Consider the following 16,329-nt stretch of genomic DNA (forward strand, 5'->3'; position numbering starts at 1 on the left):
GCCCCCGTCCCGTCAGCGCACACCGTGCCTTTGCTCACCGTTTACCAAGGACTTAAGTCCCTGGCTCGGGCCTTTTGTCCCGGGTGAGACTTTCGTCCGTGAACTCCCTGGACTCCGTCATCCTGCAAGTGAACGACCACTTGTGGACCTACCTCCTGATCCCGCTCGTCGTCGGCGCGGGCATCTGGTTCACCGTGCGGTCCAGGGCCGTGCAGCTGCGGCTGCTCCCCGAGATGTTCCGCGTCATCCGCGAGAAGACGCCCGAGCGGGCCGACGGACGCAAGCAGGTCTCCTCGTTCGGCGCCTTCACCATCTCCGCGGCCGCCCGCGTCGGCACCGGCAACATCGCGGGCGTCGCCACCGCCATCACCCTCGGCGGGGCGGGCGCCGTCTTCTGGATGTGGGCGATGGCGATCATCGGCGCCGCCTCCGCGTTCGTCGAGTCGGCCCTCGCACAGCTCTACAAGGTGCGCGGCGCGACCGGCGCCTACCGGGGCGGGCCCGCCTACTACATGCAGCGCGCGCTCGGGAAGCGCTGGCTCGGCGTGCTCTTCGCCGTCACCATCACCGTGACCTTCGGCTTCGTCTTCAACGCCGTGCAGTCCAACACCATCACCTCCGTCGCCACCGGCTCCATGGGCGCGGGCGAGGCGGAGTGGTTCGCACCGCTGGTGGGCCTGCTGCTCGCCGTGCTGCTCGGCCTCGCCGTCTTCGGCGGCGTACGCAGGATCAGCGCGGTCACCACCGTGCTCGTGCCCGTCATGGCCGTCGTCTACCTGCTGCTCGGCACGGCCGTCGTGCTGCTCAACATCGCCGATGTGCCCCGGGTGCTCGCCGACATCGTGGGCGGCGCCTTCGGGGTGCGCGAGCTCGCCGCGGGCGGCATCGGCGCGGCGATCCAGCAGGGCATCAGGCGCGGCATGTTCTCCAACGAGGCGGGCCTGGGCTCAGCCCCCAACGCGGGCGCCACCGCCGAGGTCTCGCACCCCGTCAAGCAGGGCCTCGTGCAATCCCTCGGCGTCTTCTTCGACACGCTGCTCGTCTGCTCGATGACCGCCTTCATCATCCTGACCGCCAACCCGGAGCTGTCCGGGCGCCAGGGCGCCGACCTCACGCAGACCACGATGACGGAGAGCCTGGGCGGCTGGGCCGGGCACGTGCTGACCGCCGTCGTCTTCCTGCTCGCCTTCAGCTCGATGATCGGCAACTACTACTACGGCGAGTCCAACATCCAGTTCATGACGCGCAAGCGCTGGGTGCTGCCCTCCTACCGCGTGCTCGTCCTCGCGACCGTCTTCCTCGGCGCGCTCGGCTCGGTCGGCGTGGTGTGGAACCTCGCGGACGTCTTCATGGGCTTCATGGCGCTGGTCAACCTGCTCGCGATCATCCCGCTCTCCGCGATCGCCTTCCGGCTGCTCGACGACTATCTGGCACAGCGGCGCGCGGGCCTCGATCCGGTGTTCACGCGGGACCGGATACCGGGCCTGCGCGGCGTGCAGTGCTGGGAGCCGGACCGTTCCCACGAGCGTCCCGTGGCCTCCGGCGCACGCCCCCGAGAGTGAGTCGTCGTGCTGGCCGCCGCCGGATTCCTGGCGACGGCCGACACGTGAACGCGGCCGCTACGGCAGCCGGTCCAGGATCCAGCCGCAGAGCTCCTCGGTGACCAGGGTGTGCCCCTCGTTCTGCGAGGCGCACAGGTACTCGTCGAGCTCGCTCTCCTCGGAGTCCCCGAACGGCTCGTAGAGCTTCTCGCGGGTGTCGATGTCGCGCAGGGCGACCGCGCTGACCGAGGGCACGAAGCAGTGCGCGCGTTCATCGGCCTCGGAGCCGAGGCCGATGAACGCGGGGATCTTGTTCAGCTCGTCGGCGAGGATCCCGAAGCCCTCCAGGGTGCCGCCGGGGGCGCCGTCGACCTCGGGCAGGCCCGAGGTGCGGATCCGCGGCCTGCGCAGGGTCACCACCCGCAACTGGGCGACGAGTTGGTCGTCGCCCGCGGACTGGGTGTAGAGGTGGGTGCCGGTGATGGCGAGGCCCTTGCCGTGGAACGCCCGCTCGCCGGGGCGGACTTCATTGGCCTCGCCGGTCCGCACGCCGTTGGCGACGCCGATCTTGCGCGGCCCGGCGGGCCAGCCGCCGACCCGCTCCAGCTCCGCGAGGAAGGTCCCGCGCTCCTTGTCCGTCTCCGGGGTGTCGCCCCACTCCGCGATGTGCTGCCACAACAGCTGGCGGGCCGCCGGGCTGTTCATCTGGTTCGAGAACGCGGAGTTCAGACGCCGGATGTAGTGGGCGAACGACTGCAGCGCGATGGGGATCCAGGCGCCGCGGTGCGGACTGTCGTAGGAGAAGTACAGCTTGGTCTCGTGCTTCTCCTCGTCGTGCTCCATCTTGGCGAGCGCGTACCGCGTGACGAGCCCGCCCATGCTGAACCCGCCGACGGTCAGCGGGTGTTGGCCCTTGCGCCGCGCGATCGCCTCCAGGATCGCGGCGCGTGCGACATGGGCGTTGTCCAGGATCGAGGCGCTGCGCTCGTCGAAGCCGAGCAGGATGACATCGCGGCCGCGGGCCCGCAGTTCGCTGATGAACGGGTACGAGCCGCGCTCCAGGATCTCCCAGGAGAAGTCGAGCTCGCTGGGCCCGCTGTTGAAGCCGTCGGCGAGGATGACGGGCCGGGTCAGGCCCTGCTTCGGGTCGGCGAGGTACACCCACGCGGTGCCGCCCGGCAGCGTCCACTCGTCGTCCGGCTCCGGCGCGGCCTCGCTGACCTCGCGCGGTCCTGGCGCGAGGGTCACGCGCGCGGCGGACCGCCAGGCGTCCGCGATCTGCTGTTCGGTGGGCTCGTAGGGCTCGGTGTGTTCGTTGCGCTCGGTCATGAAGGGTCCCCTCCGGGTGTGCCGCTCGTGCCGCTTCGATGACGTGCGGTGTCATCTTCGGTACGGCGGATGGGTGCCGGTAGGCGCTCGCGGCGATCCGCGCGGGGGCGAAGGGGCTTTCGGCCAGTGTGCCTTCGGCCGTCCCCGGGCGTGCCGCGGGGCGGCGCGACGGCACGCTGGCCAGGGGGCAGGGACGGGTGTGGCGGGGGATTCGCGGGGCATCGGCGGCGCGTCGGCCATTCCGGCGTGCGGCACGGGCCGTTGCCGCACGCCGCGGCGGCGGAACTATGTCGCGAAGGTGACCGGGACCCTCAACGGTCCACGCGCTCAAGGTACGTCGGCGCCCCCGAGCCCTGCCCCGTTCCGCTCAACGGCCGCATCTCCAGCTTGTCAGGACCCAGTGCCGTGTACGTGATCGAATCAGCGCCCTTCTCGCAGGTCGAGCCCGATTTCGCGGAGTCCAACACGATGGGTCCGTGGCTGAGTTGCTTGCCCCGGACCGAGGTCAGCTCGGCCTTCCACTCACACCTGGTCTTCGGGTTCTTCGCGTCCGAACTGGTCCAGTGCACCACAGCGCTGCCGAACGGGCCTTGTGTGAAGGTGATCCGCCGGCCTTGACCGATGTCCTCGTTCTCGTCCCGCCAGGTCCCAAGGAACGCCTTCGGCACGGGCTTGTCGGTCAGCCGCTCCTTCTTGAGCACGGCCGAGTAACCCCCGCCCTTCGTGCTCCAGTCGAGCTTGCCGTCCGGCCGCGTCTTCAGCGTGTGCTCCGGAATCGCGGAACAACCGCCCACGTCCGTACTCCCCGAGAGGGCCTCGCCGAGGGTGAGCCTCTTGAGGCCGGAGCCGCCGGCCGGGCCGGACGACACGACCCAGTCGCTCGTCCTGAAGCACTGGTCGTCCGACGTGGTCAGGTAGATCCGGGCGACCGGACCGCCGCCCTCGCCCTTGGTGACCTCGATCCGCGCCAGACCGCCGTCGTTCTCGACCTCGCCCTCCCAGGCCCCGAGGAACGCCTGCGGCACGGAGCCCGCGGAGTCCGAGGTCCCCTCCTTCCCGTCGTTCTCCCACGGGCGGGCCACGGACACGACCACACCACTGGCGACGAGGGCGACGGCGCCGATGACGGCGGCCCGGCGACGTCGCGGGGGTGCGGGTCTCGCGGACGGCGCGGTCCTGGGCGCGGGTTGCGTGGTCGGCTCGACGCCGGGCGCGGGCCCGAATCCGGGCGGGGGCGAGGAAGGCGGATCCACGGCCGTCGGAGTCGGCGTGACGGACGGCCGCGCGGGTGGCACGGGTGGCACGGGCGCCGCCCGCGCCCCCGGGTGGTCGAGGTCCAGCAACCGCGCCGCGTGCCGCCCCAGTTGTTCGAGCACCTCACCCGGCAGCCACGGCCCGCCCCGGTCGGTCACGGTCCGCGCGGCCACCTCTTCCGGCGTGGGCCGCTGGGCCGGGTCCTTGGCGAGACATTGCCGTACGAGACCGAGGAGCCCCTCCGGGACCCCGTCGAGGTCGGGCTCCTCCTCGGCGACGCGGAACAGCAGCGCGTGCGCCCCGCTGTCCGCCGTCCCGAACGGCTGCCGCCCGGTCGAGACGTACGCGAGCACGGACCCCAGACAGAACACGTCGGAGGCGGGTGTGAGCTTCAGCCCCCGCACCTGCTCGGGCGACATGAACCCGGGCGACCCGATCACCATGCCCGTACGGGTCCTGAGGTCGTCCCCCGTGACGGTCTCCAGGGCCCGCGCGATCCCGAAGTCGATGACACGCGGCCCGTCGACGGTGACGAGGACGTTGGACGGCTTGAGGTCGCGATGGATGAGCCCGGCGCCGTGAATGGCTTGCAGGGCCTGCGCGAGCCGGTTCGCGAGGACGCGGACGGAGTGCTCGGGGAGCGGTCCGTAGTCCTGGGCGACGACGGCGTGCAGGTCGGGCCCCGGGACGTAGCCGGTGGCGACCCAGGGGGTCGGGGCCTCGGTATCCGCGTCAAGGACGGGCGCGGTCCACGTCCCGCCCACGCGCCGGGCCGCATCCACCTCAAGCGCGAACCGCCGCCGGAACTCGGGGAGTCGGGCGAACTCGGCGTGCACCACCTTCACGGCCACGGTCCGCCCGCTCCCGGAGCGTGCGAGATAGACGCGGCCCATCCCGCCTTCACCGAGCAGGCCGAGCAGCCGGTACTCGCCTATGGAGGTGGGGTCTTGGGGGGTGAGGTGATCCATGGGGATGAAGTTACATCTGGAGGGGGTGGGTCAGTTGGCGTAGTCCTTGAGCTTCTCGGTTTCGAGGGTGAGGGCTACGGGCGCGGGGATGCGGACGGTGGAGCCGTAGTGGTAGGGGCGGCGGTTCTGGTAGACGCCGTTCTTGGGGGAGCTGTACACGACGACGGTGTTGTTGCCGCGATCGATGAGCAGGTAGACGGGGATGCCCGCGTAGGCGTAGGCGCGCGGCTTCTCCTGACGGTCCCGGCGGTCGGCGTCGCGGTCTTTGGAGGTGACCTCGACGGTCATGAGGACGCCGTCGGGAGAGGCCCATTCGTCCCGTCCGGCGAAGTAGCCGATGGGAGCCAGGGCGCCGTCCGGCCTGATGCAGTCCTTCCTGTACGTGTCGATCCGCAGTCCCTGTTCCGGGTACAGGGCCAGTTCGGGGCGCTGCATCATGCACTGACGGAGCACCCACATGGTGATCTCGCCGTGGTCGCCGTCCGGCACGGGCTTGACCTCTAGCCTTCCGTTGATGAGTTCGAGCGTGACCGTCTCGGGGGCCACGCGGGCGAGCTCCTCGAAGTCATCGACGCTGATCGGGCCGTGCTTGACGTGCACCCTGCCGTCCCAGAACTCGAGAGTTACGGTCTCCGGGGCCCTGCGGGCCAGTTCCTCGAATTCCTCGACGGACATCTGCGGGCGTTCATCGGTGCCAGGGGTCATGGTGGTGCCTCCTCCCTTCCATCGTGCCCCGGGCGTGTGCCGTCGGACCGTTGGAGCGGTCATGCGTGTGTCCTTTCCTGGGGATGGTGGGCTGCGGCGCGGACCGCTTTCGCGTGGGCGCGGACCGCGTCGGGCCGCAGGGGCACCCCGCGACCGGCGCCCGATTCACCCCGGCAGGGGCCGCAGGTGCCACCGGGCAGGGCCTCCGGGCGGCCGGGTGCGCCGCACTTCCCGCACTCCAGGACGCGGAGTGCGGGGCGCGGCGCGCGCTCGGGCGGGAGCTTGGACGTCAGGCGGCTGCGTACGAGGGCGGCGGGGCGGTGTACGACCGGCGTGAGCCCCGCGGTGAGCGCGTGCAGGAGGTCCGCCTCCGTGGCGCCACGCTCGAACCATCGCGCCGCGTCCGGCGCCAGCGTCGCGCAGTCCGCCTCGGAGAGGGAGAGCGGAGGGGCCGTCCGGCCCAGGGCTGCCAGGAGGATGAACGCGCGGCTTCGGGTGGGGTGTTGCGGGGGCGGCTCTTCTTGTACGTCGCCCCTCGTGAACGCCGCCCACCACGTGTCGTCGCGCGCCGTCCGCGAGAACCACGTTCGGGTGATCCAGTGGGCGCTGCCTGTTCCGTGCAGGTGTTCCCTGCCGCGTCGCAAGTGGCCCGCCGCCTGGAGCCTGTTGAGGGCCGTCCGGAGTGCGCACTGTCCGTACGGGAGGTGTTTGGCCAGGGTCTTTACGGAGATGTCCGTGCCGTCGGGGAGCCGGTCGACGTACGCGGCGATGGCCGCTTCGCGGGGTGGCAGGTGGGTGAAGTCGCCTGCGGCGCGAGGGCGTTGGTCCGGTGCGGAGCGTTTTCCGTAACCAGGATTGGCCATCGGGTGGGGCTCTGCGTGCGGGGCTGCGTGCGCAGGGCGGGGGGCGGTACTAGGCTTGGCGTCAGCCATGGGATCGACTCTCATTCGATCTTGCTGGTTAAACCCCCGCAGGTGTTGGCGCACCGGGCGGGGGTTGTTCGTTATGCGGGCACGCTAGAGCGTCATCACGCTGCGTGGCAAGTTGAACGCCGAAAGTGGTCGACTGTGCCAACTCCCAGGGAGGGAGGGCGGGTTGAGGCCCGCCTCCCGTTCCTTGAAAAGAGGGCTCGGGGCTCGGGGCTTGAGCCCCGGGGGTGGTCAGTCGGCCTTGAGTTCCGTGATGAAGGCGGACCAGGCGGCGGCCCGGAACGCGAGCTTCGGGCCGGTGGGGTTCTTGGAGTCGCGGACGGGGATGAGATTCGGGTGACCGTCAGCCACTTCGAGGCAATCACCGCCGCTGCCGCCGCTGTACGTGGACTTGCGCCAAGTGGCGATCTCCAGGCAGTCGCTGCCGCTGCCCCCGCTGTAGCTCGACTTGTGCCAGACGGCCGCGCTCAGGTCGTACTCGTACTCACGGGTGCTGTTCTCCATGCTCGTAATCCTGCGCCACTGAATCGATCAGAGCCAGGGATTCCTTCGGGGAGAGCGCTGCGGCCTGGAGGAGGTTGAGCATCAGGGCGTGGCGGGCGACTGTGGCCGGGTCGTCGAGAAGCTTGCCCATGTTCGGCCCTTCGACGAAGGAGAGCGGGGGTGCGTCCTCGAACTCCATCAGCTTTAGATGGCCTTCCATTGCCGCGTGTGCCCCGGCCTTGAACGGCAGCACCTGCACGATGATGCGGTGCCTGCGCGCGAGTCCCGCCACGTGGCGCAGCGCCTCCGCCATCACCGCTCCGCCGCCGACCTCCCGTTTGAGGGCGGCCTCGTCAAAGACGGCCCACAACAACGGAGTTGTTGGGTCATCGAGAAGGTGGGCTCGTTCGAGGCGGGCGGCCACGTCGGAGTCGATCATCTCCTGTGTCGCCGTCGGGTGGTAGGCGCGGAACACCTCCTCCGCGTACGCCTTGGTCTGCAGCAGTCCGGGGATCAACTGCATCGCGTACTGCCTGATGGCCGTCGCCGCGGCCTCCGCCTCCGCCGCCTCCGCGAAGTGATCCGGATACTTCGACTTGGCGAGCGCCCCGCAGTTCCGTGCGAAGAAGCCCCCCATGCCGAGGGTCTCGTCGAAGTGGGCCGCATACTCCAGATGCATCCGCCGCGTACCCGCCTCCAGTTGGCCGATGAACGACCCGCTCACGAACAGCGGAGCGCCCAGCGCCTCCTGGCTGAGGCCCGCCCGCTCGCGGGCATGGCGCAGCTCCGCGCCGAGCAGCGCGCGTGGGTTCGACGACGGGTCGAGGTCCTTGGGGCGAGTCATGGGCAACTCCTCCTCTGAACACGGGGCGTTGTTGGGCCGCCTGCACTGTTCACGCTACGTGCAGATGGCCACTCTGGGTGAGGAAACAGCAACACTCGGTGTGAAAGGCGGAGGTCATGACGCTGGCGGCGGAGGAGCGGATGCGGGCGGCGGAGGAAGCCGTCGAGCAGCTGAGAGCGGGGTTCGCGGGGTTCGGCGTCACCTTGCCCTCGCTGCGGATCGACCCGCTGAGCGCGGCCAACGGTGCCCTGCCGCTCATCGAGTTGGGGCGCTGCAACCTCGACACGGCGATGCGGATCGCCGCCGTACTGGAGGAGACGCGGTGAACGAGGACCCGAGCGTGCCGCAGGCGGGGACGTACGCCGTCGACTACCGGGACGGCAGCGTGGGGCAGGTCATGGGCTGCGAGGGCGGGCTCGTGCAGCTCAGGCCGGTCGGCGGGGGGCGGGAGTGGGACTGTCCGCCGGGGTCGGTGGGGGAGGCGCCGACGGAGGACGTGCTGCGGGAGAAGGTGCGCGAGGCGAACCGGCAGGTCCAGGCGCGGCCCCGGTGAGCGGATCGCCGTCCGGGGCGCTCGTTCGTGGGACGCTGAGGGAAAGCGGTCAACGACCGCAGGCTCGTCGATCTACGCTCACGCGCCGCAGGCCACAAGAGAAGGGACCAGCGATGACCGCAGTACCGGTCGAGCACGACACGGCTCCGGACCGCCGCTCGTGGGACCTCCTGCTCCAGGCATGGCGTGAGCTGGATGTGCCGGAGGGCTGGCACGCCGAGATCGATGAAGGGCAGATTGTCTTGGTACCGCCGCCGCACAGGCATCACAACGGAATCGCGGCGCTGCTGCACCGCACGCTGTACGGAGTGATCTCCGAGGAACTGGAGGTGTACCAGACCCTCGGCCTCCACATCGTCCCCCTGGACAAGCTGTATGTCCCCGATCTCGTGCTCGCCCCGCGCGAGGTCGTGGACGCCGCCGATCCCGAGAGCAACGAACCGCTGGACGCGTCGGAGGCGTTGCTCGTCGTGGAGATCACCTCGCCGAGCAACGCCAAGGACGACCGGACCAAGAAGCTGTGGGCCTACGGGCACGCTCCGGTCCCCGCGTACCTGTTGGTGGACCGGTTCGACGAGCACGGTCCGACCGCCACGCTCTTCACCGGTCCGCAGAACGGGGCGTACAAGCATGCCGAGCGGGTGCCGTTCGGGGAGAGCCTGACGCTGTCGGAGCCGTTCGCCGCGGTGGTCGACACGGCGGACTTTCCCGGCTGAGGGGCCGGGCCGGGGTCAGACCGCCGCCGGGGCCTTCGCTGGATCGGTGCCGGTCGTGGCGGGTTCCGCATCCGTGCGGGCCGAGGCGGACTCGCCCGCGTCCCCCTCCTCCGGGGCCACGTTCAGCTCCACCAACATCTCCTTGCTGAACCCGAAGAAGTACGTCGCGAAGAAGCCGACCAGGTAGCCCACCAGCAGGCCGCCGCCGTAGATCGCGATCGTCAGGCCCAGGCCCTTGTTGCCGTCCAGGAGCGGGAAGAGGGCCCAGCCCGACGGGCCGATCGCCGTGGAGCCGACCTTGTCGCCGATCATCGAGAAGAAGCCGATGAACGCGCCGCCCGCCGCGCCGCCCACGCACGCCGTGATGAAGGGGCGGCCGAGGGGGAGCGAGACGCCGTAGATGAGGGGTTCGCCGACGCCGAGGAAGCCCGCGGGGAGCGCCGACTTGATCGTCGTACGGATGGAGGTGTTGTTCTTGAGGCGCTTGAACACCGCGATCGCGCAGCCCACCTGGCCCGCGCCCGCCATCGCCAGGATGGGGAGCAGGACCGTGAAGCCCTGCTGCTCGATGAGCGTGGTGTGGATGGGGATCAGGGCCTGGTGCAGGCCCAGCATGACCAGGGGGAGGAAGAGGCCGCCGAGGACCAGGCCCGCGAACGCGCCCGTGTTGTCCAGGAGCCAGTTCGCCGCCGTGCCGATGCCGGTCGACACCTCGCCCGCCAGGAACATCAGGCCGAAGATCGTGACCAGGCCCGAGATCAGGACGGTCAGGGTGGGGGTCACCAGGACGTCCACCGCCTCCGGGACCCACTTCCTGCACCACTTCTCGATGTAGGTGGCCAGCACCGCCGCGCCCAGCGCGCCGAGCACGCCGCCCTGGCCGGGGGAGAGCTTCTGGCCGAACGCCTCGATGTTCGCTACGCCCGCGTAGACGATGATCGACGCCACCGCGCCGCCCAGGATCGGCGTACCGCCGAACTCCTTCGCCGTGTTGAAGCCGACGAACACCGCGATCAGCGCCATGAACCCGGAGGCGATGGCCGCGAGCGCCGGGGTGATGGACGGCAGCCACTCCAGGTTGATCAGGAGGCCGTTGATGCCCGCGATGATGCCGCAGCCGATCAGGGCCGGGATCAGGGGGACGAAGATGTTCGCGATGCGGCGCAGGAAGAGCTTGAACGGCGTGGCGTTCTTCGCCTTGCGGGCCTCCTTGATCGCTGCTCCCTGGGCCGCCAACTCCTCTGCGGTGAGGGTGTGTTCGGCGGGCGAGGGTACGGGCGCGGTCGGTTCGGCCGACCTGCCCTCCGCCACCATGGCTTCGAACTCCGGGGTGACCCGGGCGACCGTGCCGGGACCGAGCACGATCTGGTAGGTGTCGTCCTCGACCACGCCCATGACGGCGGGCAGTGCCTTCAGCGCCTCGTCCTGGACCAGCGAGCGGTCGGCGAGGCCCAGGCGGAGCCGGGTCATGCAGTGGACTACGGACGTGACGTTCTGGGCGCCGCCGACGAGGGGGAGGATCGCGGCGGCGGTGGCGCGGTTCTTGTCAGGTGCCATGGTGCGGTGCCTTGCTGTGCGGTGCCCGGTGGGGCGAGGTTGGTTCAGGTGGTGCGGGGGGCGGCGTCGAGGGCCGCGCGGAGGTGGCCGTCGGAGGCGGCGAGCAGCTCGGCGGCTTGTGGGCCCTCGACCCGGCCGAGGATGGTGAGGATCGCGTTCTTCACCTCCCCGTCGGTGGCGGCGAGCGCGGCCTCGATCTCGTCGTCCCCGGCTCCGGTGGCGAGGGCGACGATGCGGCGGGAGCGGGCGCGCAGCTTCTCGTTCGAGGCGCGCACGTCCACCATGAGGTTTCCGTAGGTCTTGCCGAGCCGGATCATCGTGATCGTCGACAGCATGTTCAGGACGAGCTTCTGGGCCGTGCCCGCCTTGAGGCGGGTGGATCCGGTGAGGAGCTCGGGTCCCACGACGACCTCGATGCCGTGTTCGGCGGCGGCCGCGAGCGCGCTGCCCGCGTTGCAGGACAGGCCGATCGTGAGGGCGCCGTAGCGCTCGCGGGCGTGCTCGACGGCGCCGATCGCGTACGGGGTGCGGCCCGACGCCGAGATGCCGACGACCACGTCGTCCGCGGTGAGGCCGAGCGCGGCCAGGTCCTCCGCGGCAAGGTCCTTGCTGTCCTCCGCGCCCTCGACCGCCGTGACCATGGCGCTCGGGCCGCCCGCGATGAGGCCGACGACCTCGCTCGGGTCGGTGTTGAAGGTCGGCGGGCACTCGGAGGCGTCGAGCACGCCGAGGCGTCCCGCCGTGCCCGCGCCCGCGTAGATCAGGCGGCCGCCGCGGGCCATCCGCTCGGCCGTGCCGTCGATGGCGGCGGCGATCGCGGGCAGCTGCTCGGCCACGGCGGCGGGGACGGTGGCGTCCTCACCGTTCATGATCCGCGCGATCTCCTCGGTGGGCAGCCGGTCGATCTCGGAGAGCTCGGGGCGGAACGCCTCGGTGGTGAGGGTGGCCAGCTGGGCGCGGAGCTCGCCGTAGTTGTCGCCGCCGCCCGGGGTGGGGGTGGCGTCGGTCGCGTCGGTGGTGGAGGTCATGGCTTCTGCGGCTCTTCCGTGTCTCTGTCTCTGGTGGGCGGGGGTGTGGCGCGCGGGGGTCGGGGCGCGGGGCTCAGCGGTTGCCGCGCGGGTTGTGCCGGTGCGCGAGCGCTTCGTACGACGCGGCGAGCGCGGGTGCCGCCGTCTCGTACGTCCGCTGCGCGACACCCACGAACAGGCAGTCCACGACCAGGAGTTGACTGGTCCTGGACGACATCGCGGCGGGCCGCAGCTCGCTCTCGCGCGCGGTGGACGTGGTCAGTATGTGATCGGCGTACTGCGAGACGGCCGCTCCGGGACGCCCGGTGATCGCGATCGTGGTGGCCCCGTGCTCGAAGGCGACACGGAGCGGTTCGATCACGTCGCCCGTCGAACCGGAGTGCGTGATCGCGATCGCCACGTCCTTCGCGCGCAGCGTCACCGCGGTGGTGACGGCCAGGTGCGGGTCGGAGTGCGCGTGCGCGATGTGCCCGATGCGGAGCAGCTTCTGGGCGAGGTCCTGGGCGACGAGCCCCGACGCGGCGACGCCGTAGATCTCCACGCGCCGCGCGGTGGCGAGCGCGGCCACGGCGGCGCCGAGCTGCACGGTGTCGAGTCCGGCCGCGGTGTCGGCGAGCGTCTGCTGCTCGTCGTACGCGAGCTTCGCGACGACGTCGGGCAGCGGGTCGTCCACGGCGATGTCCGCGGTGACGGCGGGCGCCCGGCCCGACTGCTGCTGGGCGGCGAGTCCGGCGAGCGCGAGGCGCAGGTCCCGGTAGCCGGGGTAGCCGAGGAGGCGGGCGGTGCGGACCACCGTCGCCTCGCTGGTGCCGGTGAGCTCGGCGAGGCCGGTGACCGTGAGCGCCGCGCACCCCGCGGGGTCGCCTGCGACGGCTTCGGCGACGCGCTGCATGGAGCGGGTCATCGACGGCGCGAGTGTGCGCACCTTGGCCGCGAGGGCGGCGGGGGCGGGGGGCGCCGTGCCCGCGAAAATTTCCTTCACGTTGTTGGTCACACCTGAAAGATATTTTCAGACCGTCGTGCGGTCAAGGGTCCAAGGGCCCGCGCGAAATGCTGTGCCGTGCGGTGGGGCGACAATGGCTGTATGGACGCGATCGACCCCCTGGAGCAGGCGTTGCACGCCGCCCGCGCACTTGTCCTCGCCGACCTCGTCGCCCGTGAGGTCGCCGAGGCCGAGGTCGTCTCACTCGTCGAGGAGTCCGTCGCGCACCGGCGCTGGTGGGTCGAGCAGTGGCCCGACGGCGTGGAGTACGTCGCGGGGCTCGTCGCCCAGGACGTCCAGGACGGGCTCCTTGAGCGCTACGGACGCTGGCCGCTGTGCCCCGTGTGCGACGGCGACGATCCGCACGCGCTGGACGTGGAACCGGAGCTGGGACCCGATCCGCACTGGGTCTGCGCCAAGGCGGGCGTCGTCGTCGCCCCGGTGGGCGGCCTGTCATGACCGTCTACATAGACCCACCGGTCTGGCCGGGCCACGGCCGCCTCTGGTCCCACCTGGTCAGCGACGTCTCGTACGACGAACTGCACGCCTTCGCGGCGGGCATCGGCTGCCCGCCGCGCGCGTTCGAACGCGATCACTACGACCTGCCCGCCGAGCGGTACGGGGACGCGGTGCGGGCGGGGGCGGTGGAGATCGGGTCCAAGGAGCTGGTGCGCAGGCTCATGGGGGCGGGGTTGCGGAGGCGGAAGGGGCAGGCTTCCTAGCGGTGGAGCTCCGGCTTCTCAGCGGTGGAGCTCCGGTGCGTCGGTGTGGGCCGGTGCGGGCGTGTGCCCCGTTGCCGATGACGTGGTGACCACGAGGCTCGGCGTCCTGCGGTGCAGGCGGAGGGAGAGGGCCACCGCCACGATCGCCACGGCCGTCATCGCCGCGCCCGCCCACGCGGTAGCCGCGTAGCCGAAGTCCATGTCGATCACCGTGCCGCCGAGCCACGGACCGCCCGTGTTGCCGAGGTTGAACGCCGCCGTCGTGGTCGCGCCCGCGAGCGTCGGGGCGGCGCCCGCCACGTTGAACATCCGGGCGTTCAGCGCCGGGGCCGTGTAGAACGCGGAGACGCCGAGCAGGAAGCTCAGCGTGATCGCGGCGGCCGGGGTGGCGGCGAACAGGGCCAGCGAGACCAGGAAGACCGTGGACGCGGCGATGCCGCTGAGCAGGACGCCGAAGAGGTGCGCGTCCGCGAAGCGGCCGCCGATCGCCGTGCCGACCAGGGCGCCCGCGCCGAACAGGCCGAGGACCGTCGGGACCCAGCCCTTGTCCAGGCCCGCCACGTCGGTGAGGAGCGGGGAGAGGTACGAGAACGCGCAGAAGACGCCGCCCGCGGCGAGGGCCGTGATCACGACGGACAGCCAGACCTGGCGGTCGCCGTAGATGGACAGTTCCTTCTTGAGCTGCGGCTTCTCCGCGGGGAGCGGGATGCGGGGGATCAGCGTCAGTACGCCGACGAGGGCGATCGCGGAGGCGGCGCCGACCGCCCAGAACGCGGAGCGCCAGCCGAAGTGCTCGCCGAGGAAGGCGCCTGCCGGGACGCCGAGGACGTTCGCGATGGAGAGGCCGCCGATCATCACGGCCATGGCGCGGGCGCGCTGGTTGAACGGGACCATCGCGATGGCCACGGCGGCGCCGACCGCCCAGAAGCCCGCGCAGGCGAGCGCGCTGATCACGCGGGACGCGAAGAGGACTTCGTAGCTGGGCGCGAGGGCGCCCGCGACCTGGCCCAGGCCGAAGACGGTGATGAGGGTGACGAGGGTGGTGCGGCGGGGCAGGCGCAGGGTGGCCACGGCGAGGAGCGGCGCGCCGATGACCATGCCGATGGCGAAGGCGGAGATGAGGAGGCCCGCGCGGGGGATGGAGACGTTCATGTCGTCGGCGATCGGCGGGAGGAGGCCGGAGAGCATGAACTCACTGGTGCCGAGAGCGAAGACGGCGAGGCCGAGCATGTAGACGGCTATGGGCATGCGGGTGGGGGTGGGGGCGGCTGCGCCGTGAGCGGAGTTCGGCATAACAGGTGAGAACGTTGGGGCTGGGGGTTCGATTCCCTGAGCGGGTTCGCTTGGGCTGGTGTCGCCGCCTTGGGTTCGGCTGTGGGGCGGGGCCGCGGGGGTATGTGCGTACTCGCCATCCCGGGGTGGGGGTTATTGGGTTTGCTTCCTTGCCTCGGTCTCCACTGTGCTCCGTTCGCACATACCCCCACGTCCCCTCGGGAGCGCTCGCGGCTGCGGCCCGGTGGGGGTTCCCGCCAGGGCCCCTACTGGCCACGCCCGTCTGGGAGATACAGGTGGGCGGGTGGGGAAGCATCCGCCGCGGAGCGGCGGGGTTGGGGCTCCTACTGGGAGGCGCGGCGCAGGCCGTACGCGTGAGTGGTGCCCCTGTCAGGGAGGCGCGTCCAGCCCGTGCGGGTGAGGACCGATTGGGAGGGGGCGTTCGTGGGGTCCGTCTGGGCCAGGAGGGACGTTACCTCCGGGCGCGCCAGGGCCCACTGCGACAGCGAGCGCAGCGCCTCCGTGGCGTAACCCCGCCCCCGCGCCGCCACCGCCAAGTCGTACCCGACCTCCACACAGCCCTCCTCGTCGGGCGCCCCGTGGAAGCCCATGCCGCCGACGGCGAGACCGTCCTCGGCACGGATGAGCGCGTACATGCCCCACGCGGGCCGGTGCGTCCCCGCCGCGTACGACTTGGTCACCATCTCCGCGGCGACGCGCGTCCCGTCGAACGGGCCGCCCTCGATCCAGGTGAACCCACCCGTGCCGCCCGACGCGAGATCGGCCGCCGCGGCGGGCGTGACCTCGCTCAGGGTGACGGGGCCCGCGGGGATCGTGAGGGTGTTGTGCCAGCGCCAGCGGCCGACCGGTTCGCGCCCGGCGAGCGCGCCGCGCCCGGTGGCCCAGAGCAGGGCCGCCCAGTGGGTCTGCCCCGACGGCGCGGGCGGCAGGTGCGGGAAGAGGTGCGCGAGCACCGACTCGCAGAGCTCGGCGGGCGGTTCCGCTTCGACGCCGAGCGCCCGCGTGATGTCGTACGTGTGGAGAAGGAGTTCCGCGACGCTCATCGCCGCGAAGCCCGCCGCGTCCGCGCTGCCGTGCGGGTAGGGGTGGTACGCCCGTACGCCGGGCGGCGTGGTCCGCACCACGGAGGCCAGGATGCCGCCGGTCGCCTCGATCACCCGGATCGCGTCCTCGGGACCCGTGCCCTCGTCGAGCGCGACCTCGAAGGGCACGTAGCCGGAAGCGGCCCGGCCGGTCAATTGACCCGCGTACGCGACGAGGCAGCCCGCGATGTGCTCCGCCGTCTTGAGACAGTCCCAGTCGAGCCCGTCCGCGGACCCGCTCCAGTCCCGGTCCACCGTCGCACGCAGCGTCTTCGCCGCGTACGCGACGGCCTCGTCGATCCGGTCCCCACACATGAGCAGCATGCGCAGAGAGTACGGGGAG

At 71.3% G+C, this 16,329-nt stretch carries 17 protein-coding genes; 6 read left to right on the forward strand and 11 right to left on the reverse strand.

Annotated features, from left to right (window positions below; translation table 11 throughout):
- Positions 1-98: 98 nt before the first annotated feature.
- On the forward strand, positions 99-1,562 hold the full coding sequence (locus CP970_RS23830) for an alanine/glycine:cation symporter family protein (RefSeq protein ID WP_055551548.1): 1,464 nt from the start codon (positions 99-101) through the stop codon (positions 1,560-1,562).
- 57 nt (positions 1,563-1,619) lie between these two features.
- Here CP970_RS23830 and CP970_RS23835 read toward each other — a convergent pair whose 3' ends face one another.
- From CP970_RS23835 to CP970_RS23860, 6 genes are all read right to left on the reverse strand, one after another.
- Positions 1,620-2,870, reverse strand: a complete 1,251-nt coding sequence (locus CP970_RS23835; RefSeq protein ID WP_055551546.1) for an esterase/lipase family protein — start codon at positions 2,868-2,870, stop codon at positions 1,620-1,622.
- Positions 2,871-3,181: 311 nt separating this feature from the next.
- On the reverse strand, positions 3,182-5,092 hold the full coding sequence (locus CP970_RS23840; RefSeq protein WP_079043777.1) for a serine/threonine-protein kinase: 1,911 nt from the start codon (positions 5,090-5,092) through the stop codon (positions 3,182-3,184).
- Positions 5,093-5,122: 30 nt separating this feature from the next.
- On the reverse strand, positions 5,123-5,797 hold the full coding sequence (locus CP970_RS23845; RefSeq protein WP_079043776.1) for a Uma2 family endonuclease: 675 nt from the start codon (positions 5,795-5,797) through the stop codon (positions 5,123-5,125).
- 59 nt (positions 5,798-5,856) lie between these two features.
- Positions 5,857-6,660 carry a hypothetical protein gene (locus tag CP970_RS23850; protein ID WP_055551544.1) on the reverse strand — a complete coding sequence of 268 codons (804 nt, stop codon included), beginning with the start codon at positions 6,658-6,660 and terminating at the stop codon, positions 5,857-5,859.
- Positions 6,661-6,957: 297 nt separating this feature from the next.
- Entirely contained in the window at positions 6,958-7,230 is a 273-nt protein-coding gene (locus CP970_RS23855) for a DUF397 domain-containing protein (protein ID WP_055551542.1), read from the reverse strand.
- A complete protein-coding gene (locus tag CP970_RS23860) occupies positions 7,211-8,053 on the reverse strand; it encodes a helix-turn-helix domain-containing protein (RefSeq protein WP_055551539.1) in 843 nt (280 codons plus the stop codon). The genes CP970_RS23855 and CP970_RS23860 overlap by 20 nt, the downstream gene beginning before the upstream one ends.
- Positions 8,054-8,169: 116 nt before the next feature.
- Here CP970_RS23860 and CP970_RS23865 point away from each other — a divergent pair, with 116 nt between their 5' ends.
- The 3 genes from CP970_RS23865 to CP970_RS23875 all read left to right on the forward strand — a co-directional run bounded on the left by CP970_RS23865 (position 8,170) and on the right by CP970_RS23875 (position 9,322).
- Complete coding sequence (locus CP970_RS23865) at positions 8,170-8,379, forward strand: hypothetical protein (protein WP_055551537.1); 210 nt, start codon at positions 8,170-8,172, stop codon at positions 8,377-8,379.
- Complete coding sequence (locus CP970_RS23870) at positions 8,376-8,606, forward strand: hypothetical protein (RefSeq protein ID WP_150493861.1); 231 nt, start codon at positions 8,376-8,378, stop codon at positions 8,604-8,606. The genes CP970_RS23865 and CP970_RS23870 overlap by 4 nt, the downstream gene beginning before the upstream one ends.
- A 113-nt stretch (positions 8,607-8,719) precedes the next feature.
- Positions 8,720-9,322 (forward strand): Uma2 family endonuclease, encoded by a 603-nt coding sequence (locus tag CP970_RS23875; RefSeq protein ID WP_150493863.1) that lies wholly within the window; start codon positions 8,720-8,722, stop codon positions 9,320-9,322.
- Between the two features lie 15 nt (positions 9,323-9,337).
- On the opposite strand, the gene CP970_RS23880 is transcribed toward CP970_RS23875, so the two are convergent.
- The 3 genes from CP970_RS23880 to CP970_RS23890 form a co-directional block, all read right to left on the reverse strand.
- A complete protein-coding gene (locus CP970_RS23880) occupies positions 9,338-10,879 on the reverse strand; it encodes a PTS transporter subunit EIIC (protein ID WP_055556415.1) in 1,542 nt (513 codons plus the stop codon).
- 44 nt (positions 10,880-10,923) lie between these two features.
- Positions 10,924-11,907 (reverse strand): N-acetylmuramic acid 6-phosphate etherase, encoded by a 984-nt coding sequence (murQ, locus tag CP970_RS23885; RefSeq protein ID WP_150493865.1) that lies wholly within the window; start codon positions 11,905-11,907, stop codon positions 10,924-10,926.
- Between the two features lie 73 nt (positions 11,908-11,980).
- On the reverse strand, positions 11,981-12,901 hold the full coding sequence (locus tag CP970_RS23890; RefSeq protein ID WP_055553647.1) for a MurR/RpiR family transcriptional regulator: 921 nt from the start codon (positions 12,899-12,901) through the stop codon (positions 11,981-11,983).
- Between the two features lie 90 nt (positions 12,902-12,991).
- Between CP970_RS23890 and CP970_RS23895 the strand changes: the two genes are divergently transcribed.
- Positions 12,992-13,348, forward strand: a complete 357-nt coding sequence (locus tag CP970_RS23895; protein WP_055553645.1) for a hypothetical protein — start codon at positions 12,992-12,994, stop codon at positions 13,346-13,348.
- Positions 13,345-13,611, forward strand: coding sequence for a DUF4031 domain-containing protein (locus CP970_RS23900; protein WP_055553643.1), 267 nt, complete (start codon positions 13,345-13,347; stop codon positions 13,609-13,611). The genes CP970_RS23895 and CP970_RS23900 overlap by 4 nt, the downstream gene beginning before the upstream one ends.
- A gap of 18 nt (positions 13,612-13,629) precedes the next feature.
- On the opposite strand, the gene CP970_RS23905 is transcribed toward CP970_RS23900, so the two are convergent.
- Both CP970_RS23905 and CP970_RS23910 read right to left on the reverse strand, forming a co-directional pair.
- Positions 13,630-14,859, reverse strand: coding sequence for a Cmx/CmrA family chloramphenicol efflux MFS transporter (locus CP970_RS23905; RefSeq protein ID WP_055553649.1), 1,230 nt, complete (start codon positions 14,857-14,859; stop codon positions 13,630-13,632).
- A gap of 368 nt (positions 14,860-15,227) precedes the next feature.
- On the reverse strand, positions 15,228-16,310 hold the full coding sequence (locus tag CP970_RS23910) for a GNAT family N-acetyltransferase (protein ID WP_191094946.1): 1,083 nt from the start codon (positions 16,308-16,310) through the stop codon (positions 15,228-15,230).
- Positions 16,311-16,329 lie beyond the last annotated feature (19 nt).

Origin of the sequence: Streptomyces kanamyceticus (genome assembly GCF_008704495.1) — a bacterium.
GTDB classification, from domain to species: Bacteria; Actinomycetota; Actinomycetes; order Streptomycetales; family Streptomycetaceae; genus Streptomyces; species Streptomyces kanamyceticus.